The 21,539-nt window shown below is 70.9% G+C and carries 20 protein-coding genes and 1 pseudogene; 14 read left to right on the top strand and 7 right to left on the bottom strand.

The features are described from left to right. Window positions 1–2: 2 nt before the first annotated feature. The 4 genes from ACFFXY_RS02280 to ACFFXY_RS02265 are packed head-to-tail and all read right to left on the bottom strand — an operon-like array spanning window position 3 to window position 5,765. Window positions 3–1,922, bottom strand: coding sequence for a hypothetical protein (locus ACFFXY_RS02280; protein WP_382345470.1), 1,920 nt, complete (start codon window positions 1,920–1,922; stop codon window positions 3–5). After that, window positions 1,919–5,053, bottom strand: coding sequence for an ATP-binding protein (locus ACFFXY_RS02275; RefSeq protein WP_382345468.1), 3,135 nt, complete (start codon window positions 5,051–5,053; stop codon window positions 1,919–1,921). Before ACFFXY_RS02275 ends, ACFFXY_RS02280 begins: the two co-directional genes overlap by 4 nt. Beyond that, on the bottom strand, window positions 5,050–5,439 hold the full coding sequence (locus ACFFXY_RS02270) for a hypothetical protein (RefSeq protein ID WP_359946098.1): 390 nt from the start codon (window positions 5,437–5,439) through the stop codon (window positions 5,050–5,052). Before ACFFXY_RS02270 ends, ACFFXY_RS02275 begins: the two co-directional genes overlap by 4 nt. Before the next feature lie 44 nt (window positions 5,440–5,483). After that, window positions 5,484–5,765: a hypothetical protein gene (locus ACFFXY_RS02265; RefSeq protein ID WP_106363021.1), complete on the bottom strand. Its 282-nt coding sequence runs from the start codon at window positions 5,763–5,765 to the stop codon at window positions 5,484–5,486. Window positions 5,766–6,123: 358 nt separating this feature from the next. Between ACFFXY_RS02265 and ACFFXY_RS02260 the strand changes: the two genes are divergently transcribed. From ACFFXY_RS02260 to ACFFXY_RS02215, 11 genes and pseudogenes are all read left to right on the top strand, one after another. Beyond that, complete coding sequence (locus ACFFXY_RS02260) at window positions 6,124–6,930, top strand: hypothetical protein (RefSeq protein ID WP_382345466.1); 807 nt, start codon at window positions 6,124–6,126, stop codon at window positions 6,928–6,930. Between the two features lie 67 nt (window positions 6,931–6,997). Further along, window positions 6,998–7,753 (top strand): hypothetical protein, encoded by a 756-nt coding sequence (locus ACFFXY_RS02255; protein ID WP_382345464.1) that lies wholly within the window; start codon window positions 6,998–7,000, stop codon window positions 7,751–7,753. Beyond that, on the top strand, window positions 7,750–8,052 hold the full coding sequence (locus ACFFXY_RS02250; RefSeq protein ID WP_382345462.1) for a hypothetical protein: 303 nt from the start codon (window positions 7,750–7,752) through the stop codon (window positions 8,050–8,052). The genes ACFFXY_RS02255 and ACFFXY_RS02250 overlap by 4 nt, the downstream gene beginning before the upstream one ends. A gap of 12 nt (window positions 8,053–8,064) precedes the next feature. Continuing rightward, window positions 8,065–8,433: pseudogene (locus tag ACFFXY_RS25395) on the top strand (PPE domain-containing protein); the annotation flags it as partial. 622 nt (window positions 8,434–9,055) lie between these two features. After that, window positions 9,056–10,567: a WXG100 family type VII secretion target gene (locus ACFFXY_RS02245; RefSeq protein WP_382345460.1), complete on the top strand. Its 1,512-nt coding sequence runs from the start codon at window positions 9,056–9,058 to the stop codon at window positions 10,565–10,567. Window positions 10,568–10,581: 14 nt separating this feature from the next. Further along, window positions 10,582–10,920 (top strand): hypothetical protein, encoded by a 339-nt coding sequence (locus tag ACFFXY_RS02240; protein WP_382345458.1) that lies wholly within the window; start codon window positions 10,582–10,584, stop codon window positions 10,918–10,920. Between the two features lie 250 nt (window positions 10,921–11,170). Next, window positions 11,171–11,482, top strand: coding sequence for a DUF2563 family protein (locus ACFFXY_RS02235; protein ID WP_382345456.1), 312 nt, complete (start codon window positions 11,171–11,173; stop codon window positions 11,480–11,482). Between the two features lie 47 nt (window positions 11,483–11,529). Next, a complete protein-coding gene (locus ACFFXY_RS02230; protein WP_382345454.1) occupies window positions 11,530–12,273 on the top strand; it encodes a hypothetical protein in 744 nt (247 codons plus the stop codon). A gap of 2 nt (window positions 12,274–12,275) precedes the next feature. After that, window positions 12,276–13,946 carry a hypothetical protein gene (locus tag ACFFXY_RS02225; protein ID WP_382345452.1) on the top strand — a complete coding sequence of 557 codons (1,671 nt, stop codon included), beginning with the start codon at window positions 12,276–12,278 and terminating at the stop codon, window positions 13,944–13,946. Window positions 13,947–14,096: 150 nt separating this feature from the next. Beyond that, on the top strand, window positions 14,097–15,371 hold the full coding sequence (locus ACFFXY_RS02220) for a hypothetical protein (protein WP_382345450.1): 1,275 nt from the start codon (window positions 14,097–14,099) through the stop codon (window positions 15,369–15,371). Next, a complete protein-coding gene (locus ACFFXY_RS02215; protein ID WP_382345448.1) occupies window positions 15,368–16,024 on the top strand; it encodes a hypothetical protein in 657 nt (218 codons plus the stop codon). Before ACFFXY_RS02220 ends, ACFFXY_RS02215 begins: the two co-directional genes overlap by 4 nt. On the opposite strand, the gene ACFFXY_RS02210 is transcribed toward ACFFXY_RS02215, so the two are convergent. After that, the gene (locus tag ACFFXY_RS02210; RefSeq protein WP_382345446.1) at window positions 16,025–17,227 is read right to left on the bottom strand and encodes a hypothetical protein; all 1,203 of its coding nucleotides are present in this window, start codon (window positions 17,225–17,227) and stop codon (window positions 16,025–16,027) included. Then, window positions 17,227–18,459, bottom strand: a complete 1,233-nt coding sequence (locus ACFFXY_RS02205) for a hypothetical protein (protein WP_382345444.1) — start codon at window positions 18,457–18,459, stop codon at window positions 17,227–17,229. Before ACFFXY_RS02205 ends, ACFFXY_RS02210 begins: the two co-directional genes overlap by 1 nt. Before the next feature lie 175 nt (window positions 18,460–18,634). On the opposite strand from ACFFXY_RS02205, the gene ACFFXY_RS02200 reads away from it, so the two are divergent. The 3 genes from ACFFXY_RS02200 to ACFFXY_RS02190 all read left to right on the top strand — a co-directional run bounded on the left by ACFFXY_RS02200 (window position 18,635) and on the right by ACFFXY_RS02190 (window position 20,325). Continuing rightward, on the top strand, window positions 18,635–18,970 hold the full coding sequence (locus ACFFXY_RS02200) for a YbaB/EbfC family nucleoid-associated protein (protein ID WP_382345442.1): 336 nt from the start codon (window positions 18,635–18,637) through the stop codon (window positions 18,968–18,970). Continuing rightward, complete coding sequence (locus tag ACFFXY_RS02195) at window positions 18,967–19,368, top strand: YbaB/EbfC family nucleoid-associated protein (protein ID WP_382345440.1); 402 nt, start codon at window positions 18,967–18,969, stop codon at window positions 19,366–19,368. The genes ACFFXY_RS02200 and ACFFXY_RS02195 overlap by 4 nt, the downstream gene beginning before the upstream one ends. Window positions 19,369–19,443: 75 nt before the next feature. Beyond that, the gene (locus ACFFXY_RS02190) at window positions 19,444–20,325 is read left to right on the top strand and encodes a hypothetical protein (protein WP_382345438.1); all 882 of its coding nucleotides are present in this window, start codon (window positions 19,444–19,446) and stop codon (window positions 20,323–20,325) included. 33 nt (window positions 20,326–20,358) lie between these two features. On the opposite strand, the gene ACFFXY_RS02185 is transcribed toward ACFFXY_RS02190, so the two are convergent. Next, window positions 20,359–21,360, bottom strand: a complete 1,002-nt coding sequence (locus tag ACFFXY_RS02185; protein ID WP_382345436.1) for a Gfo/Idh/MocA family protein — start codon at window positions 21,358–21,360, stop codon at window positions 20,359–20,361. Window positions 21,361–21,539 lie beyond the last annotated feature (179 nt).

Here is a 21,539-nt window from a genome sequence, read left to right as displayed (position 1 = left end):
CGTCATTCCCTTCTCGCAGGCCGGTAGACCTCTCCACCACCGGAGGCGCCGCCCCCGGAGGACGTGCTCGATCCCGATCCGCTCGTCGAGCTCGCGGACTTGTCCGGGGTGCTCTGCTGCTCGGGCAGCGAGTCGCTCGGCTTGCCGCGCGGATTGGGGCGCACGGTATCCGAGGTCTCCTCGGGGCGGGCGTCGTCCCGGCGCTGCCGGGCGCGCTCCAGCTCGCGTTCGCGCTCGGCGCTCTGGTCCGAGCCGCTGACGCGGCGGCCGAGGAACGCGTCGGCCGGGCCGCTGCCGCCGACCAGGCCCGCGATGCGTCTGCCCGGTCTGAGGAGCAGCCAGGCGGCGACGCCGAGAAGCCCGATCATGACCACTTGCAGCCACACGGGCATGGCGGTCTGGAGGATGCGGCTCGACGCCCATATGTAGATGACCGCCGCGAGGGAGAAGATCGCAACGTTGATGATCGCGCCCAGGACCGTGTTCACCAGTCGCTTGAACGGGCCGCCCGCGGGGCGGAGCAGCGCGATGGTGCCGATGATCGGCAGGGCCACGATCGCGAACCGCACGATCATGAAGCCCAGGATGATGAGGATCGACGCGGTGAGGTCGAACAGCGAGAAGAAGATCGCGGTCAGCAGCGCGAGCAGGCCGGTGCCGGTCCGCTCCCAGGCGCGCTGGCCGCTGATGTTCGCGTAGGCCTCGGGGTCCTCGGTCTGGATCTGCGCGACCAGGCCCTGCCAGAGTTCCTGCTTCTCGGCGATGAGGTCGTTCCGGGTACCGGGGTCCTCGGCTTCTTCGTTCTCCTGCCATGACAGCGCCTGGGCTGCGAACAGCGCCGGGCCGTACTTGTAGGCGGTGTTCGACTCGGTGACGACGGGGTTGCCCTCTTCGTCCTCGACGACCTCGCCGTTGCGCTCGCGGAACTTGACCTCTTCGCTCTGGCCGAGCATCGTCCGCAGCCAGTTCTGGTACAGCACCTGGCCGGAGACGGTGTCGGAGGCGGTGACGGCGGCCGAACGGGTGTCGATGCAGAAGTCGTCGCCGTTGAGCTCTTTGAGCTCGTCGTAGCGGTCCTGGTCGACACCGGGGATGCGGGCGCAGCCGTCGGCGGTGTCATCGGCGATGAGGACCGTGCTGAGGTCCATGCCGATGGTCAGCGCCTTGTCGGTGTACTCCGCGGCTTTTACCGGCCAACGTACGACGGCCGTGACCAGGACCAGGATGAGAACAGCCCACGCCACAGTGGTGACCGCGTTGTTCATGTCCGCCTGGCGAGAGCGCCACAGCAGGTACAGGCCGATGAGGCCGACCGTGACGGCGCCGAAGACGGTGAAGATCTGGCGGTAGAGGACTTCGGTGCCTTGCTCCATGAAGCGGTTCGACCAGCCCCACATGGTGTCGGGCTCCCACGCGGCCTGGCGCATCGAGTTCGCGGCGCCGACGGTGGCGACCGACAGGTTGAACTCCATGTTGGCGAGGGCGTTCGCGGTGTCGGCGCCGTTGGGGATCGAGACCGATTCCACGCATTGGCCGCCCACGCTCATCTGCTGGGAGCCGTACATGGGCAGCTGGTATCCGGCGTAGCCGTAGGCGCTGTAGGTGCCGATGCCCTCGCTCTTGTCGAGGTTGGAGGGCTCGGCGAACCAGCCGGCCATGCCGGAGTCGGGCGAGGCGGGTTGGGGTGCCGCCTCGCACGGGAGCTCCTGGGCGTCGGGGAGTTCCTCGATGCACTGGGACCAGTACGTGTGCCACTCGTAGTCCGAGCACCCCTCGTCCCCCTGCGCCCCGGCCGTCCCCGGCGTCAGCACCAGGGCGCCCAGCGCCGCGGCCAGCGCGACGAGGATGCGGGCGGCCCGGCCCCCGGCGCGCCGCCAGGCGCGGGCGGGAGGGGCGAGGTCGTGGGCGGAGGGGTCGGTCACTGGTCCTCCCCGGGGGTGGTGTTCAGGTAGTCGAGGAGGCCGCGGACCCAGCCGAAGTCGGCGCGGATGCGCTGGACGCGGCCGTCGACGTCGCGCATGACGAACTCGCGGTAGGGGAGCTTGCGGGTCTCCGAGGCGTCCACTTCGGAGAGGGACGCGAGGACCGACTCGTACCCGACCCCGGTGGGCACGCGCAGCAGCTTGAGGGCCTCCTCGGCGATCGTCGCGTCCTCGGCGATGCGGCCGACGAACACGGTCGAGACGAGGTTCTGGACGTCGAGTCCGAGGATGTCCTTCGGGTTCTGGGAGGCGACGAGCGCCGCGAGGTTCCATTTGCGGGAGTCGCGGGCGAGGCGCACCAGGAACGAGCGGCCGGACTTCCAGCCCTCCATGAAGTGGGCTTCGTCGAGACCGACGAGCTTGCGGCGGTGCATGTCGCCGCCGTAGGCGCGGCGGACGGCGAGGCGGTGCGCGGTGTGGAGCATCGGCAGCGCCAGGGCCTCCTCGGCGGACCAGTACTCGCGTTCGATGCCGAGGTCGGGCAGGCGCAGCCCGGACATGGTGATGACGGTGAGCGCGGTGTCGTCCTCCAGGACGCCCTTGTCGGGCGTGCCGAAGAACAGTTTCGCGAGCGGCATCTCGGCGGTGTCGAGCAGGAGCGCGGCGAGTTCGGCGCCGTCGCCGGTGACGTGGTCCTCGGCGTCCTGGAGGGACTCGACGAGGTCTTCGAGGGCCGAGTCCTCCTCGGCGGGGACGTGGCGGGCGGCGTGGCGCAGGAGGCGGGCGGTGCTCGCCTCGCGCTGGACCTGCGGCGGCAGGAGCATCGAGCAGATGTCCTGGACGAGCATGCGCCGCTCGGAGCGGGCGTTGGAGACGGCGATGTCGTACTCGCGCTGCCCGTCGGGCGAGTCGGCGTAGTGCTCGCGGCGCGGGGACGGGATGAGCGCGTAGGGCGCGAGCGTCCCGTACTCGGAGCCGGTCAGGTTGAGCACGCGCGAGAACGGCTTGAGCTCGGGCATCTCGCAGAGCTTCGCGAGGGGCCCCGAGGGGTCCAGGAGCGTGACCTGGACGCCTCGGCGGGCCGCGAGGTAGCCGATGGCGCCCATGAGCGTGGACTTGCCGCCGCCGGGCTCGGCGACGAACACGGACAGGCCGGACTTCTCGCGGACCTCGGTGGCGAAGTGCAGGTCGAGGAAGACGGGGCTGCGGGAGGTGCCCGCGGTCCGTCCGATGAGGTCGCCGCGGCGGTCGCCGACGACGGACGCGGCCTGCGGCATGGCCGCGGACATGAGTTTGACGGGCATGCGGCGGACGTACCCGGTCTGGGCGACCGGCTCGCCGGGGATGAACTCGCGGGCGAGCCAGTCCTGGTTCTTCGGGTGCTGGAGGCTGATGCGCATGTCCCGCTGGTACATCTGCATGAGCGTGCGGGCGCGCTCCAGGCACTCCTCCTTCGTGTCGGCGGTGACGGCGAGGCGGTGCCAGCCGTGGGCGCGCGCGGCGTCGATGGGCAGGCCGGTGGTCATCTCGTCGCCGACGCCGAGCGCGCGCTCGGCGAGGCGCTGGAGCTCCGGCGGGGCGTCCATGGCGTGCTCGTCGTAGTCGCGCTGCTGGCTCCGGATGAGGCGGAGCCGGTGGTCGAGGTCGCGGAACGCCTCGCCCGCGCCGAGGATGTCGATGCGGCTGGACAGCTCGACGGGCCAGGGGCAGCGCTCGTGGAAGTGCAGCCACGGCTCGTGGCGCTGGGGAATCTCCAGCTCCTCCATGCGGCCGACGGTGAGGACCGCGGTGTGCTTCTCCTCGCCGGTGAGGCGATTGACGAGCTTCACCGTGGACCCGTAGGGGCTGCGGTACCGCTCGATCGACTCGGTGAGGGCGAGGACGTCGCCGGGCTCCCAGTCGTCGTCGGAGCCCGAGAGCAGGCGCGGCGGCTCCATGCCGAGGGCGACGGACCGGTAGACGAGCCATTCGAGCTCGGCGGTGGTGGCGCGGCGGGCGCGCACGCCGAAGGACCCGAGGACCTCGTCGAACTGGAGGGAGCGCTTCTCGATCTTCTCGCGCTCGGAGAGCTTGGTGCCGCGGCCGAACATGCGGCCGACCTTCTCGCCGACCTGGTCGAACGCGCCGCGCCGGGAGAACGTGATGCCGAGGAACGTCTCGCCCTCGGCGTGGGAGAGCTGCTGGAGGTGGCGCTGGGCGGCCACGAGGTGGTCGGCCCAGCTCGTGCCGCCCGGGACGGTGCGCAGCGGCCGCGCGGTGTGCTTGTCGACGGTGCGGGCCCACTGGTCGGCCGGGAACGGCCGGGTGGTGCGGCGCAGGTGGACGCGCATGCCCGCGAGGCCCGCGTACTGCTCGGCGATGGCGACGATGAGCGCCTCGCGTTCGAGGTCGGGCCGGAAGGACCAGCGCACGCCGGGCAGCTTGTACCAGGCGGTGACGGACGCGGGCGTGAACGTGGCGTGCCCGGCGATCTCGGTGAGACTCAGCTCCCGGAGCGGCTGGCGCTCCTTCTGCGCGCCGATCGGCTTGACGCGGGTCGGCTTCGCGTCCCCGGCTGGGACGGCGACGGCTTCCTTGCGGGAAGGCCGGACCGGGACGAGGTCCTGGCCGGGCACCCGTTGTGTCCCGGTTTGGCGAGCCTGCGGGCGGGTCGCGGACGCACCTCTGCCACCTGCGGCGGAGGGCCGGTGACCCTGGTCAGCACCCTGTGGATAACTCGGGCCCTGCTGTGGATAACTTCCGTTGCGCTGTGGATAACCCTGTGGATTCCCGCTGGTGGGAGCCGGTGCGTAACGCTGTGGATACCCCTGTGGATAACTTCCCTGATTCTGTGGATAACCCTGTGTACGACCCTGTGGAGGAGTGGTCGACGGCGGTGCCGTCGATGCAGGTGGCGACGCGTGTCGCACGGACTCCACTGGGGACTGCTGGCGGGGCTCCTGCGGCGCCTGCGGTCGCTGCGGCTCGCTCTGGGGGCGCGCCTTCGCGGGTTCACCGCGAAAGACCGCGTCCGCGAGGGCGGTCGCGTCGTCGCCCAGGTCGCCGGACGGCCGCTCCCGGTCCCGCACCGGCGCGGGCGGCCGGGGGGCGGAGAACTTGGCGACGGGCTGACGGCGGTCCTCGCCGCTCATAGGCGCTCCTCAGTTCGGACGGGCTCCACGAGCGTGGGCCGCAGGCGGATCGAACGGGTCGTGAACGCCGGGACGCGGACCTCGTGGCCGGAGTCGCGCGTGTGCTTCCAGTCGGTGAGCAGGGTGCGCAGGACGGTGGTCGCGGGCCGGTCGGCGTCGACGTAGCGGAAGATCAGCGAGGTCGTCACGAGGGCGAGGGAGATCTCGATGGCGGGGAACAGGTCGACGTCGCCGGTGAAGGCCCAGCGGATGAACATGAACAGCGCCAGCAGCGCGGCGAACGCGCCGTACTGCCCGTACGGGAGGTGGACGGGGAGGGTGTACCCGGGGGGGCCGAGGTACAGCAGGCGGGCACGGTAGATGTCGTCGTCGGTGCGCAAGCGCATGGGCGTCCTCCGTCCGGCCTTCCTCTAAGGGGCGATGCGGGATGCTAGTCCTCTTGGCTGAACAGCACGTCGACCAGGCCGCCGCCGACGGCGACCAGGACCACCGCGCCCGCGATGAACGCGATCCCGATGATCGCGATCGTGGACGAGGTGAGGACGCGGCTGACCTCGCCCTTGTTCGCCCGGGCGATGAAGATGAGGCCGAGGATGGCCAGGAGGATCGGGGCGATCTTGGACAGGAAGAACCCGATGATCCCCTGCGTGTTGATCTCGGCGCCGGCTTGGGCGTGCGCGGCCACCGTCCAGAGTGTCTCTCTCACAGTCATCAGTCCCATCCTTTCGTCACACGAGCCACTAGAACCTCACGTAACGCAATTTTCACTCATGTTTCTTGTCTCCCAACCCATTGCGGGGTCTGCCCTCATCATATGCCGGACCCCTGACGGAACGCACCTTCGTCGGCTCGAAGAGCGACCACGGGACCGGACAACCGCAACTGAAACAGATAAGCCGGGAAGTATCAATCCGATGGGCGCGATCACTCCGTGTCGGCAATCCGACACTAAACTGGGAGAGCCGGGTGCCCTACGCTCAAGCGGCACCGCACAATAGAGCCCGACAGCCCTCACGGGCCAGCCCGATCCGCCGGCCCCACGGCCGTGCGCCGACCTCGCGGAGACCACCATGGACTACATCGACGACATCGCCGGCCGGCTCACCGCCGCGGCCGTCGCCTTCGCCGTCGCCGGTCTCGCGGTGGCCGCGCTCTCCGCCGCGGCCCTCGGCGGCGTCCGCGCCTCCGAGAAGTGGCCCTCCGCCCCCGCCCCCCGCCTCGGCCGCCCCGCCGTCATGACCGGCGCCCTCGCCGGACTCGTCGTCTTCGCCCTCGCCGCCGGACTGTTCTCCCTGGCGCAGTTCGGCACCGGTTTGAACGCGAACCTGCGGGTACTCCTCGCCGTGGGCGTGGACCTCCTCGCCCTCGCCGCCGGGCTGTGGCTCGTCAGCTTCGTCGCCGGGAAGATCGAGATGCGCACCCTCATCGCCGTCCCCGACCACCACGCGACCCCGCCGCCGATCCCGGTCTCCGGCGACCCGACCCGCTACCAGATCCCCGACTACACGGAGACGCCCGTGGAACCCGACCCGCAGGACCAGCCGCACCAGTACGCGCCCGAGCCGCGCCAAGCGCCCCAGTCGCCGTACGCGCCCGACCTCACCTCCACCGGGAGCCTCCCCGCGACCCGCCCCGGCGTCCCCACCATCCCCACCGACACCCGCCCCGGCTGGGTCTTCCAGGACAAGGGCACCGGCGCGTTCTACGCCGCCGTCGCCCAGAGCCGCGGCGGCATCAGCCTCCTCGCCCTCGACGACTTCACCGTCGCCCGCACCGCCTCCCTCGTCGGACCGCTCGAACTCGTCGGCTCCGTCGAGGCCACCGTCTGGCCCCTGGAGAACGGCCACGCCGAGACCGGGGCCGACCGCACCGCCTGAACCCCAGGCCGCCCGAAACGCGCCCGGTCACTGTGAGCGCGGTTCGCTATCCTCGGAGTGACCTCCAGTGAAGCGAGCCGCGACTGTGACCGACGCCGACCGGGTCCTCACCGACCTCGACGAGCACGTGACGCTCCGCGTGTCCGACGGCCGCATCACCGTCCAGATCACCGCCGCCGGCTTCGGCCAGCCGCCCGCCGCCCTCGCCAAGCTCGTCGTTGAACTCGCCGGGACCCTGCCCCGCCCCGGCGCCGAAGCCGACGGGAACCTCGCCGCGGGCATCGACGCCGTCACCGGCCTCCGGCAGGCCGCCGCCACCGGCGGCTACGAGGACTTCGCCGCCGCAGTGCGCGGGCGCCTGGGCATCGAGGCCCCCCGCGACACCCTCAGCCGCGACCCCGAGTTCGACCGCGCCATCGCCAACCGCCTCGACGGCGTCCTCAACGCCATGCGCGCCGCCCAGACCGCCCGCGCCGAACCCGCCCGCGAGGTCCTCACCGCCGAGATCTTCACCGACGAAGGCGACTGCTCCGTCACCTCCAGCTCCGAACGCGCCGTCGCCGGGGTCTGGATCGGACCCGCCGCCCGCGACCGCGGCATCGACGGCCTCGGCGAGGCCCTCACCGGCCTCATCGCCCGCGCCCGCGACGAGGTCCGCCGCCTCGCCGAAGACCGCGCCCGCGCCGGCCTCCCCGACCAAGTGGCGGCGACGATCGACAATGCCGGAGAGGACGCCGCACGCGCCGGCGAGGCCACCGGCCGCATCCTCGACGGCATCAGCAAGGCCAACGAGGCACTCCAGAGGAAGGCAGGACGCGCATGACCCGGATCTTCGACCCCGAGTTCGTCCGCCGACTCGGCGAGGGCATCGACGCCAACATCGTCCCCGTCCTCGAATCCGCGAACGAGGACCTCCCCGCCCTCAGCGCCGTGGACCGGAGCCTCCACGCCACCGTCGCCCTCCCGATGGCCGCCGCGTACTCCCTCGCGACCGCCACCGTCACCGAGTCCATGGCCGGAGCCGCCGAAGGCTTCCGCCGGATGCGCGACGCCCTCGACGCCTGCGCCCAGGACATGACCGACGCCGACGACGCCTCCGCCCGGGCGTTCGGCGGCAACTGAGGGAGCCGCCGCATGCCCACCGGCCAGAGCCTCTACCACGCAGGGGAGGAGATGTCCCCCTACTACAACGGCGTCATCAAGTCCTGCGCCGTCGCCATCGCCCCGCCCGCCCTCGTCTTCGGCCCCGCCGTCCAGTCCATGGCCACCGGCATCTACCTCAACCAGTGCAACCCCGGCGACGTCCTCAAAGCCGCCGGAGCCTGGGTCTCCCTGGCCGAGAAGAACACCGCCGCCGCCGACGCCCTCCAAGCCGAGGTCGACACCGTCGACGACGGCAACTGGAGCGGCGCCGACGCCGACGCCTTCCGCGCCTCCGCCGCCAGCGTCAAAGCCCAGCTCCAGCAGCTCGCCGTCACCGCGTTCCTCATCGGCGCCCAGCTCCTCGCGTTCGCCGTCATGCTCACCGTCTACTGGCTGTTCCTCACCGCCTGCACCGTCGTCATGGACGCGTTCCTCGCCGCCTACCTCACCGCACTCGCGGGCGCCCTCACCGCCCCCGGCGCCCCCGCGGTCATGGCCGGCGCCCAATCCGTCGCCACCGGCCTCGCCGCCTCCATGAAGCGCTTCGAGGCGTCCCTCGCCGCCGTCTCCGCCGGCTGCGCCGACCTCGCCGGCGGCCTCACCGCCATCACCTTCGGATACCAGAAGGCCCAGGGCAGCCCCGTCGAACCGCTCGACATCGCCGAGGCCGGCCTCGCCGACATGCTCGACGGATTCCTCGTCTACGGCGCCAACGTCGCCGCCATGACCCCCGGCGGCGGCCAGCTCCCCGACAGCGGCGGGCCCGCCCTCGGCCTCCCCGACTCGCTGCTCGACCTGTGGGAGGACCACGCGCCCGACCGGTCCACCGGCCCCGAGCCGGTCGAACGGCGGTTAAGACCCGCATCGTCCCGGCCCCGGCCGCGGCCGTCCCGCCCCCGCGCCGTTGAGTGCTGTCACGCAGGGCCTCCAGTTGGTACCGTGAGGGGGACCGGCCACCCGTCCCCTCGCGAGGTGAGTATCGATGAGCGACAACGACTCGTACCAGGGCCTCGACCCTGCCGCCCCGGCCGCGGCCGCCCCCGCGTTCGGGTCCGTCGCGCCCGCTCCCGACATCGAGACCCAGCCCGACGAGGCGATCGTCGCCGTGCGCCCCGGCTGCTCGAACCCCGCGTGCGCCAACGCGACCGCGCACCCCTCGGAACCGGGCTGGCAGCGGCTCGTGTCGGCCGTCCCCGTCGAGCGTCAACTGTTCCGCCTGCGCCCCAAGGCGTCAGGGATGGCGTACCCGACCGAGGCCGACTTCCGGGACGCCGTCGCCGCGGTCCGCCCCGCGCAGGCCGACGCCCACTCGCTCGCGCGCCTGCGCGGCGCCTGGACCGACGACGTCTCCGGTCGCCTCGCCGACTGGTCCGAGCGCATCCGCTCCAACCTCGCCGACCTCGCCGAAGGCTGGTCCGGCAGCGACTTCGACGCGTTCGAGACCGCCTGCGGCCAGACCCGCGACCTCGTCGAGGACCTCATCGACGACGTGGACGCGACGGTCGCGAGCCTCCAGACGACCGAGGACGCCCTGTACGCGATCCAGGGCGGCGACTCCGGCGAGATCCCCTACCCCGCACCGCAGTTCTGGATCGACGGCGAATGGCACAGCTGGGTGTCCGTCCACGTCCGGCCCGCGTGGTGGCACGGCGACTGCATCGAGTACACCTGCCAGGACGCCGAGCACGTCCTCGCCCTCGGCGGCGCCGAACCCGAGCTCGCCACCGAGGTCATCGACTACATCGACGAGCGGATCGTCCACTACGTCGACTACTACTCCAGCCCCGTCAACATCGAGCGCGAGGGCCTCGACCCCGCGAAGGGCCTCACTGTCGAGGAGGCCAAGGAGCTGGCCGTCGTCGACGCCGTCGAGCACTACGGGACCCTCGTCGACCAGAGCTGGGGCGCCTACGACGCCCGCCAGTCCGAGATCGACGAGGACGTCGCCCAGCGCGGCGCCGACACCGACGGCGAGGCGCGGTCCGTGCGGACCGTCCGCAGCGACAAGCCCTACCCGGCCGCCGCCGACCCCGCCTACATGGACCTTGAACCCCCGCCGATGGACCAGCCCGCCGGGACCTCCTCCCCCCGCGCCACCGAGGACCCGTCCCTGGACCCGCCCGCGGGCGAGCCGCCCGCCGACGACGCCGGCCAGGAGCCCGCCGAGGACGACGGGACGACCGGCGGCCTCGCGAGCGGCGGCACCGGAACCGGCGCGTCCCCGTTCGACGGCGGCTTCGCCGCCCCCGCCGCGGCGGCCCCGGTCTCCAACGGCGGCAGGGAGGCCGCGGTCCTCGGCGCTGCCGCCGCCGGAACCGTCGCGGGCGCCGCGAGCGCCGCCGCACCCCGCGGCGGCGTCCCCGTCATGGGCGCCCCGGGCGCCGCCGGGCGCGGCGCGCCCGCGGACGACAAGGAGCGCGAACCCGACGTCGACCTGGTCGAGGACGCGAACATGTGGGGCTTCGTCAACGAGGACGACGACCCCTACGCCTAGACAAGGAGCCCCGAATGGCCAACCGCGCCTTCGACCCCGCCGCACTCGAACGCTACCGGCAGTTCCTCGGCGACCTCATCGACGAGCTGGAGAACGACATCGTCCCGTCCCTGCGCGACGGCGCCCTGAAGAAGGCCCCCGCCTTCGGCTCCTCGCCCGGCGCGACCGAGCACGCCGCCGCCGAGTACGCCGACTTCCACGCCACCACCTGGCGCAACCTCCAGTACCTCCGCGGCACCCTCTACGGCCTCCGCGCGGGCCTTCAGTCCGCCATCGACAACGGCGGCGTCGTCGACCAGCAGACCGCCACCGACATCCTCCGCCTCACCGACGGCGACGACCTCTACGCCTGATTCCGACCCGTTTCTGGCTATTGCGAACTGCGGTCACAATGCGTAATGGCCCTGTTGTTCAAAGGCGCACGGTTTGCACACCCCTGCTAACCTGAACCGTGAACTTACCGCCGAGACCCGCGTAATCCCCCCGAAGGACGCCAGGCAGCGCCCCGATTCCGCACGTGCCTATCGCGTCCTCGCGCGATGGAGTCCGACCGCACGTCGGGGGACCGTACCGCAGGTACTGAACTCACAGACAGGAATTGCGATGCCGAAGGTCGATCCAGAAGCGCTGCGCGCCTACCAGCGAACCGTCCAGGCTCAGTTGGACAAGCTCGAGGACGAGATCATCGCCCAGATGCGGAACGGGCAGCCCCTCGGCAAGCTGCCCGCGTTCGGGATGCTGGACGGCTCCCAGCAGGCCGCGCAGACCTACACGACATTCCACGAGACCACCTGGAACAACCTCCAGGCCCTCCGCGAATCCCTCGACGGCATCATCACCACCCTCGAAGACTCGGCCAAGACGCACGAGGACACCGACGACGTCAGCGACCAGAACTTCGACAACCAGCTGTGACAGTGGTCAGCCGGCAACCGGGCGACCGACAGAGAGGATCCATCAACGTGACCCGAAACCTGACCCTGATCCGGGGCCTCGCCGTCGCGGGCGCCGCCGGTCTCCTGCTGACCGGCTGCGGCGGCAACGAACCCCCGGTCCCCGGCGAGAACGGCACGAACAACCCCGACGGCGGCGGCAGTTCCGGTTCCAGCTCGTACGGCGTGATGGCCGAGTGGGACGGCTGCGAGGCGCTCGGCGACAATGCGGCCTTCCAGGAGTTCATGGGCCTCCAGGACTGGGGCGCGAACGGACTCCAGTCCAGCGACATCCCGGGCGGTGTCGACGGCGAGGCGTTCAACTGCACCGCCAACATGGCGACCGTCGCGGTCTACACCAAGCAGGGCAGGGACTTCACCGGTGACGCGAACATCGATGTCGGTGTGGCCCCGTGGGAGTCGGACTCTGAGGCGACCGAGAACTTCGGTGAGCGCGTCGACCAGCTGAAGACCGCGCTGGAGACCGGTGGCACCGAGTACGCGGACGTGCAGGAAGGCGAGATCGAAGGCGACTGGGACGAGAGCTACTACCACGTCGGTACCTCCAGCACCCGGTTCGTCTTCAGCGCCATCGTCCGCACGGGCGACATCGTGTTCTACGTGTTCACCGACTACACGAACGACCCTGCGGCCGCAGACGGGGCCGATCCGGTCTACCCCTTCACCGACGCGGATTACAGCGACTGGGTCCTCAGCGACTACATGCCGACGACCTTCGCGGACCTCCTCGCTAAGAAAGAGAGCGGGCTCTAGCAATGGCAGAAGAATTCGAGAAAGAAGACTACGGCGATGCCGCCGAGGGGAAGTCGAACTCGGCGATCCAGGCCCGGATCAACGAGTTGATGAAGACCCCCAGCTGCGGTCTCAGCGAGTGCACCGCGAAGACGGTGGACCCGTCTGAGGAGGCCTGGCTCAAACTCATGTCGGCTGTTCCCAAGGGGGAGCAGGCAACGGCGAACATCCGCCCGTCGCGCACGATCCAGGACTACGCCCTGCCGAACGGCGAGTCGGTTCAGTCGCTCGTCGCCTCGCTCCGCCCGAGCAGCCCCGACGACTACGCGATCCTCACCATCAGCGACAAGTGGAAGTCCGTCTCCACGACGTTCCTCGACATTCCCGCTGACCTCGAAACCGGTCTCACGACCCTGTCCGCGGACTGGGAGGGCGACGACTACGACGCCTTCGAGGAGCAGGTCCAGACGGTCATCAAGAACTGCAAGAAGGTCGTCGACGACATCGTCGGCGCCGACGGCAACGGCGGTGCGGTCAAGAACCTGACCGACAAGGCCAACGAGATCCTCGCGCAGCAGGGCGGGGACGAGTGCCCCTACCCGTCGCCGAAGTTCCACCTCGAAGACGCCGCGGCGTGCTCGCACAAGATCCACATCCGGCCGCCGTACTTCCCCGCGTGCGAGGTCTTCCCGGACGACGAGACCAAGGTCGCCATGGAGTGGGCCGGGTTCGACAGCACCATCGTCGACGAGGTCCAGGAAGAGCGCGAGAACACGTACAACGCGTACATCGAGTACACGAACCAGTACCCGGAATACGAAGAGGACGGGATGCGCGGCGAGGAGCTCGCCCGCGCCCGCGCCGACGAGTATGCCAAGGACGCGACCGACAGCCTCGGCACGGACGGCCAGGATGAGCTGCAAGCGCAGGCGACCCAGGTCAACGAGGACATCACGGACCGCACCAGCAACACCAATATGGCGGTCTCGGAGATCAAGCCCGAGGCGAAGCAGTCGGATCCGACCGCGTTCAACAACGGCGACACCGAGCCTCCCGGCGGCCTCGACGGCGGTTCGCCCCCCGGTGGCGGGTCCCCGCCCGGGCTCGGCGACATGAAGCCTCCGGGCGGCATGAAGCCGGTGACGCCGTCGACGCCGAACCTGCCGGACGGCCCCGGTGGCACCGACATGCCGGGCGGCACGGATCTGCCCGGCGGGTCCGACCTCCCCGGCGGGCTCGACGACAACCAGTGGACGCCGAGCACGCCTGACCCCGACGACCTGCCTTCGGGTGGTCTCGCCGGCGGCGGCGGTGGCCTGGGCGGCGGTCTCGGTGGCGGCGGCCTCGGCGGTGGCATCGGCGGCGGTGGCGGTCTTCCCGGCGGCGGCGCAGGCGGCGGTCTGGGTGGCGGCCTCGGCGGCGGCATGGGCGCCGGAGGCATGGGCATGATGGGCGCGGGCGGCGGCATGAAGGGCGGCGCAGGCGCCGCCGGCGCCGGCGGACGCAGGCCCGGAGGCATGGGCCGCGGCGGCGGCGGCATGGGCAAGGGCGGCATGGGCGGCGGCATGATGGGCGCCGGCGGCGGCCGCGGCATGAACGGCGGGCCCGGCGAGGACGGCGAGACCGGCACCTGGCTCACCGAAGACGAAGACGTGTGGGGCATCGGCAACGAGAACGAGGACCCGTACGCATAGCAAGGCAAGACCATGAACCGGGGCCGGTGGCGATCCGCCGCCGGCCCCGGTTTCCTCACTTCCCGCGAACGCCGGGGCAGAACGCCCCTGGCGCGGATGCGATAGCTTGGATCGTCCACGCGCACCTCTGACCTCTCTAGGAGCCGAGCCATGTCCGACCTCGCCGAGCAGTACGGCTCCGACATCTCGCAGTACCCGACCCCGGAAGCCGACGGGACGCTGCGCAACATCGCCGAGGACGTGCCGGTCGTCAAGAGCGGGCAGAAGATGGCCGACCACATCTACGCCGCGGTGACCGGGGACGATCGGCTCGCCTCCGCCGCCGCCGTCCCCGGGGACATCGCCGGGCTCGCGCTCGAAGCGGCATTCGCGATCCAGGACCCCATCTACGCGCTGGCCCAAGCCGGTCTGAGCATCGTGCTCGAACTCGTCGAGCCGCTCAACGAGCTGCTCTACATGGTCTCCGGTGATCCCGAGGAGATGAAGCGGCAAGGGGAGGTCTGGGGGCAGGTCTCGACCGCGCTCGGGGCGCTGCGGGAGGAGAACGCCGCCGCGGTGAACGAGAACCTCAGGTCCTGGACCGGTGACGCCTCGGACGCCGCGTTCGAGCAGCTCACCGCCATCGAGGCGTCGATCATGGCCGCTTCCAACGAGGCCGCGGGCGTGCAGACGCTGCTCGGCTGGGCGGAGCTGCTGGCCGAGACGATCTACGACGTCATCAAGTCGATCATCGCGGAGCTGGTCGCATGGCTCATCACGCGCGGCCTCATCGCGCTCATGAACAGCGCCTGGTCGTTCGGGGCCTCGATGGCCGCGTTCGTGCTCTCGGCCGCGTACAAGTCGTTCTCGATGTTCAGCCGCGGCTTCAAGAAGCTCAGCGAATGCAACCGGATCTTCAAGGCGATCCTCGGAGTGATGGGCAAGTTCGTGCTCGACAACCCGGTCCTCAAACGCGGCCTGGGCAACTGGGTCGGGATGCTGGCGGCCCTCGGCGCCAAGGCCGGCGTGACCGCCGCGCTCACCGGCGGGCTCGGAGCGCTGCCGCTGGCCGGGGGCGCGCTCGGCGGCGGCGGGGACGGCGGGAGCATGATCAGCCGCGGCGGGGGCGCCGGAGTCACGGTCGACCCCGACGAGCTGGTCCAGACCGCCGGGGCCCTTGAAGGGCTCAACGGCAACACCGACGCGATCAAGACCGTGGCGGCCGAGGCCACCGCCGCCGAGATGACCTGGGGTCTCCCTGGGGTCGCGTTCGCCGGGAAGTACCAGGAGGCCGGGAACGGCATGGTCGAGATCATCGGCAACATCTCCGGGGCCCACACGACGAGCGCAAGCAGTCTCCGCGGCTGCGCGGCCGACTACGAGGCGGCCGACGGCGAGGTCGCGTCGCAGTTCGGGAACCTCCAAGGGGAGCTGGACGGAAAGTGACCGCGAACCGCCCGCCCAAGGTCGACTTGAAGGTCGACGCCAAGTGGGTCCTCAATGCGAACTGGGTGCGGCCCGACGAGCGGCTGCTCGAATGGGCGCCGGTCTGGAAGCTTCCCGTCATGGAGGGCCTGCCGCGGCCGCGAATGCCGCTCGGCCAGGCGCTTCAGCGCATCGGGAAGACCATCGGGCTGGTGCTGCTGTGGACCGTCGGGTCCGTCGTCATGCTGATCGTGCTCGCATTCGTCGCGGACGGGCTCAGCGGAGCGAGCGTCGGCGGCGGCGGGAAGACCAAGCGCGTCAAAGGACCCGGGGTGGTCCTGCACGGGGATGGCCGGGCCTCGATGATGGGTCGACTCGTGACGCCTGCACTGCGGCGCAAAGGATGGTGGGTGCTCTCAGACCAGCGTGTGGCGTTCGTGGCGGTCAAACGGTGCTATACGAAGTTCCTGAGCGGTACGGGCACAGAGAAGAAGATCGACGGGCCCGTCCCGCTTGAGACGGTGCTGGAGATCCCGCGGGAGCGGTACGCGTACGACGAGGACCACCGGTACCGCAAGACCGCGATCCTGCGGCGCACCAAGCCCGCCGGGCTCTACCGGCGGATCAGTCTGGCCGACGGGTCCGGTGTGGACCTGCGGCGGCGGCACCAGTAGTCAGGCGGGCCAGATGCGCGGCGGGACCCAGTCATCAGGGTCGGCGTTGTTCTGGTAGGCGCGGCCCACGGCCGTTTTGGCGCGCTTGGTGATCCGGTGGGCGAGTTGTGCGGGCAGGGGCTCGAAGGCGGTGCCGTTCCAGATGTGGAAGACGCGGGCCGGGACGTGGAGCACCGCTGCGTCGCCGTGGGCGGGCACCTCGACCGTGAACTGAAGCGAGGCCTCGTCCCCGTAGGCGACCCGGAACTCATGCGGCCCAGGGGCAAGCGGGTAGTGCCAGGCGGACCAGTCGCACGGCACCTCGGCGCCGTCGATCCAGGTTCGCAGGCCGTCGGCGTGGGCGAGGGCCAGCGCCTCGCCGGTGCCCTCATAGGACAGTGTGCCGTCGGCGCCGTGGGACAGGCGGTACAGGAACAGGTCGAACACGACCAGGAGCCCCTGGACCTTGCCGCGCGCGTCCTCCGGCGACGGGTAGGCGGTCGCGCCGCCGTCGGTGCGGGTCGAGTCGAGGCGGTTGGCCTTGGCGCGCTTGTGGAGCGAGCGGGTGGCGAGGATGCCCATGACGGCGCCGCCGATGAGGACGAGGCCGCCGACGCCGCCGATCGCGCCCGCGACCGCGGCGAAGGCGCCGCCGTCGGAGAGCGGGACCGCGACCATTGCGAAGGCGACGGCGATCGCGCCGACGACGGCGATGAGGCATCCCGCGCCCGAGACGTTCGCGGCGCGGCCGCCGAGGACCGGGAGCAGGTCGGAGGCGTCGCGGACCCGGTAGAGCTGGGTCCGGTAGTCGACCTGGTGGCGCACGGCGACGCCCTGGCCGGTCGTGAAGTGGACGCGCTCTCCTGCGGCGAGCGTGAACACGGCGCTGGCGGCGTCGGCCCCTTGGACGTCGAGCCGGTGGGCGCCCGGGGCGACCTCGACCTGGTAGCGGCCGTCCCCGGCGGCGACCGGGGCGCCGTCGAGGAGGAGCACGCCGGTGCGGTCGGCGGTGGCCGCGGTGCACACGAGGACGTCGAGGAGGCCCGAGCCGGGACCGGGGTCGGCGGGCGCGGAGCGGCCCGCGCGGTAGTCCTCGACGGTGTCGAAGCGGAGGGTCGGGGCGCCGGGCGCCTCGTGGCGGCACCCGTCGCGGTCGCGGTAGGCGGCCCGCGGGGCGTCGTCGACGTCCCGCGGGTCACCGAAGGAGCGCCCGGCGGCCTCCACTAGCCGTTGAGCCCGTCGACGATGGAGGAGTCGGAGGGCCCGCCCGCGCCGGCCATGTTGCCGGTGGCGCCGACGAACTTGATCCCGGCCTCGGCGAGCGGGGAGGCGGCCTTGCCGAGGGTCTCGACGACGCGGCCGAGGATGGTGTTGGCCTGGAGGAACGCGTCGACGGCGGTCTTGTAGCGCTTGATGGCCATGACGATCGACTGGATCGCGGAGCGGATCGAGTTGATCATCGCGGCGACGGCGGCGCCGCCGAAGGTCACGGCGGAGAGCGGCCCGGCCGCGGCCCAGGTGATGATCTGCTGGCTGGCCCACTTCCCGGCGATGTCGAGGAGGGTCTTGCGGATGAGGGTCGCGATGAGCTCGGTGACCTGGAGGAGGCCCTGCATGACCTGGATCTTGTCGCCGACGTCGATGACGGCCTCGGCGAACTCGGCGATCTTCTCGCGGGCGGCGTCGCCGTCCTTGCCCGACCACCCGGTGAGCATCTCCTCGGGGACCTTCGCGACGGCCTCGCCGATCGGCGGCAGCGCGTCCTTGATCGGGTCCCAGCGCTGGATCTCCTGGTTCATGCGCTCGCCGTTGCCGGTGACCATGCCGACCAGGTCGTCGATGGGCTGGATGAGGGAGATGAGGAAGTCCAGGCCCGCGGAGATGAGGAACATGAGCGGGTCGGTGATCGCCTGGGCGACGTCGTTGAGGGTCCCGAGCAGGGAGTTCGAGACGTCGGCGACGGCGCCGATGAGCTCGCCGGCGTTCTCGGCGCGGCCGACCTTCTGGATCTTCTCGACGGTGTCCATCGCGCCGAAGATCGGCTTGGCGTAGGACTGCTTCTTGGACTCGGCGGTCTCGAACATCTGGAAGTTGCCGTCGCCGTCGGTGAACGTCGAGCCGCCCCACTGGATGGAGCCGCCGAGGCCCTCGGGGTGGTACTGGCTGAAGTCCTTCGCGATGTTCATGTCCGCGGTCTCCCACGTCTCGCGGCAGTCCTTGAGGCGCCCGGCGTGGCCTTCGAGGCCCGCGGTGAGCATCTCGAACATCTCGCGGAGCTCGCCGAGCATCTGGTAGTAGCCCGGGGAGAAGAACAGGCCGGGGACGCCCCACGCCATCATGTCGAGGCCGTCGTCGTCGGCCTTGCCCTGGAGCTGCTGGGCGGCGGGGAGCTGGCCTCGGAGCTGCTGCTCGGCGGTTTCGAGCTGGGCGGGCGTGACGCCTACCGGTTCACCCATGGGACACCTCTGATCGACGGGGGGAGTGCGGACTCTGGTCAATATAGCGAAGCCCCCCAAACCGCGCCAGTGACGAACCTGTTCACACCCGTGACAGGTGGTAGCAGCCTCCCGTTAGCATCGTGGGATGCCGCGGCCGACCCACCGGCCGCGCCTGCCCCGGGAGGTGAGCGGTATGCCGGAGGATCCGGCCGAGGACATGCGGCGTAAGGCCCGCGAGATCGAGCGCATCGCGGTCGAGCTCGAAGGCGAGGCCGTCAGCGAGGACGGCGCGGTCCGCGTGGTGACCGGCGCCGCCGGCAACATCAAGGAGCTGGACCTGCGCATGAGCGCGTACCAGATGTCCGGCGTCGAGCTCGGCGAGCTCATCGTCGAGACGATCCGGGCCGCCGACCGGCGCACGCAGGCCGACCTCGCGCAGCGCGTCGGCGCGATCATGGGCATGCCGCTGTCGCCCGACGACCTCGGCGGCGGCGGCCTCGCCCCCATCGACCCCGAGGAGTCCCGATGAGCGACCGCGAACGCCCGACCGACCCCGAAGCGATGATGCGGCGCCTGGAGCAGATGCAGGCCGAGGCCGAGTCGATGCTCGCGAAGTTCAACGAGCTCAGCGAGCAGCTCGGCGCCGAGGCCGTGGAGGTCTTCTCCGAGGACGGCCGCGTCCGCGTCAAGCTCGACGCCGACGGCAAGGTCGCCGAGATCGGGATCGACGAGTACGCGATGCGCGCGCGCCAGTCCCTCGCCCCGACGATCACCGCCCTCATCCAGGAGGCCACCGCCACGCACGCCCTGAAGATGGCGCAGATGGCGCAGGCCCTGGTCGGCGACAAGATCGACGTCATGGGCATGATCAACCGCGACATGCCCGACCACCTGCGCGACCGCGCCCGCGACAACCTCGACCGCTGAGGCCCCTGCGGCCCGGCCTTCCCCCCGGCGCCGCAGGGTCACCGCCCGGTTGCCCCGCCCCGGTATCTTGCTGGCATGGGAATGAAGGACCGCCTGGAGCAGATGAAGCAGCGCGCCCAGGACGCCGGGAAGATGGTCGTCGACGTCGGCGTGGAGAGCGCCCGCGAGAAGCGCGACGCCGCAACGGGATTCGCCAAGGGCAAAGTGGACGGCGTCACCGGCTACGCCGTGCAGAAGCGCGACGCGGCCGTGGACTTCGCCGCGAACACCAAGTCCGCCTTCAAGGAGGGCGACTTCGAGGAGTTGCTCGCCCGCCTCCCGCTGCCCGCGCAGCCGGTGCAGGAGGAGTGGCAGTGGAGCCTCGCGAAGCTCATCACCTCCGGGAACAAGCCCCCCACCGGCACCGGGATGCTCCTGGGCCTGCTCGACAATTTCGGGACCATCGACATCGGCCCCAAGGAGGTCGGTTTCGACGGCGGGACCGCCAAGTGGCACAAGGTGAAGGCGATCCGGACCCGCTCGCTCGACGGGATCCTCCAGAAGCTCTCGACCGACACGTTCACCGAGTCGATCGAGGCGCTCCTGCCGCCCGTCCCGGGCCGCGGCTGGGTCTCCGAGAAGGCCACCTCCGCGATCTTCACCCTGTGGGCCATGGTCGCCGACCTCGCGATCCGCGACCCCGAGGCGGGCCGCCGCCAGGTCGTCTGCGAGATCGAGTACAAGGGCTGGATCTTCACGAAGGAGGCCGCGACCGGGTACTTCACCGGCCCCGTCATGGCGCTCCTGCCGAACCTGGACCGGATCTTCCGCGACGAGGCCGCGAGCCGCGGCATCCTCGTCGAGCAGGCCGAGGACACCGCGATCGAGAACGCGGAGGCGCGCGTCGCGTGGCTGCGCGAGAAGCACGCCGGGATCGTCGCCAAGCGCGCGGAAGCGCAGAAGGCGATCGAGTACTAAGGGGCGCTTGGGGTCCGGCCCGAAGGCCGGGCCCTACGACTGCTTCGGGTGGGTCTCGCCGGGGTAGCGCAGGCCGATGGCCGATCGCACCTCGTCGAGGATCTCCATGACCTCAAGGGTCGACTGCGGCGGCACGAGGGTCGACTCCAGCCGCCCCTGGCGCAGCGCGCGGTGCACTTCGAGCGCCTCGTGGACGTAGCCGTGGCCCACGAACGGGGCCTCGAACTCGCGCGGCGGCTCGTTGTACCGCACCAGCGTGTACCCGCTGGGCCGGTACGCGTAGTCCCGCAGCTCGATCCGGCCCTCGGTGCCCGCGATCGTGACCTCGTTCGCGGCCCCGCCGCGGTAGGAGCACATGAGCTGCGCGACGGCCTTCGGGTACTGGAGCGTGATCGCGGTCTGCGCGTCGACGCCGGTCACCTCGTCCATGACGGCCACGGCCGACACCGACTCGGGCACGCCGAGCGCCAAGTGCGCCAGCGTCACCGGGTACACGCCGAGGTCGAGCAGGGCGCCCCCGGCGAGCTCGGGGTTGCGGAGCCGGTGCGAGGGCGGGATGTCGCCGGAGATCGCGAAGTTCCCGTTGACGGACACGACCTCCCCGATCATGCCCTCCTGGATGGCCCGGCGCATCTCCCGGATCGCCGGGTTGCAGCGGGTCCACATGGCCTCCATGAGGAACCGCTGGTGCTCGCGGGCCACGTCGAACATGGTGCGGGCCTGGGCCGCGTTGTACGCGAAGGCCTTCTCGCACAGGACGTGCTTGCCGGCTTCGAGGAGCCGGAGGGTGGGCAGGTAGTGATGGGAGTGGGGCGTAGCGACGTACACGATGTCGACCTCGTCGTCGGCGGCGAGCGCCTGGACGGAGTCCCACGCGTGAGGGATGTCGTACTTCTTGGCGAACGCGGCGGCGCGCTCCGCCGATCGAGAGGCCACAGCGGTGACGCGGCAATCGTCGAGGAGGGCAAGATCTTCCACAAAGGTCGATGCGATTCCGCCGGTCGCCAGGATTCCCCATCGGATCGGTTCAACCATGGACGTAAGCACACCACAACTTCCGGCGATCGTCAACACGAGGGTGAGCGGTACTATCTCCTCCAACCGGGCCAATTCCCTGCAAGACGGTGACGGTCCGTGACTGGATCGGTATCCCAGGGTGCGCGGTGTGACGCTCCACCCACCGGCCGGCCGGTTCGCCCCCGCCGTCCCGCTTC

Source organism: Glycomyces mayteni, from assembly GCF_042428885.1.
In the GTDB taxonomy this organism is placed as follows: domain Bacteria; phylum Actinomycetota; class Actinomycetes; order Mycobacteriales; family Micromonosporaceae; genus Glycomyces; species Glycomyces mayteni.
The sequence above is the reverse complement of the archived record's forward strand: the minus strand, read 5'-3'. Positions and strand labels throughout refer to the sequence as shown.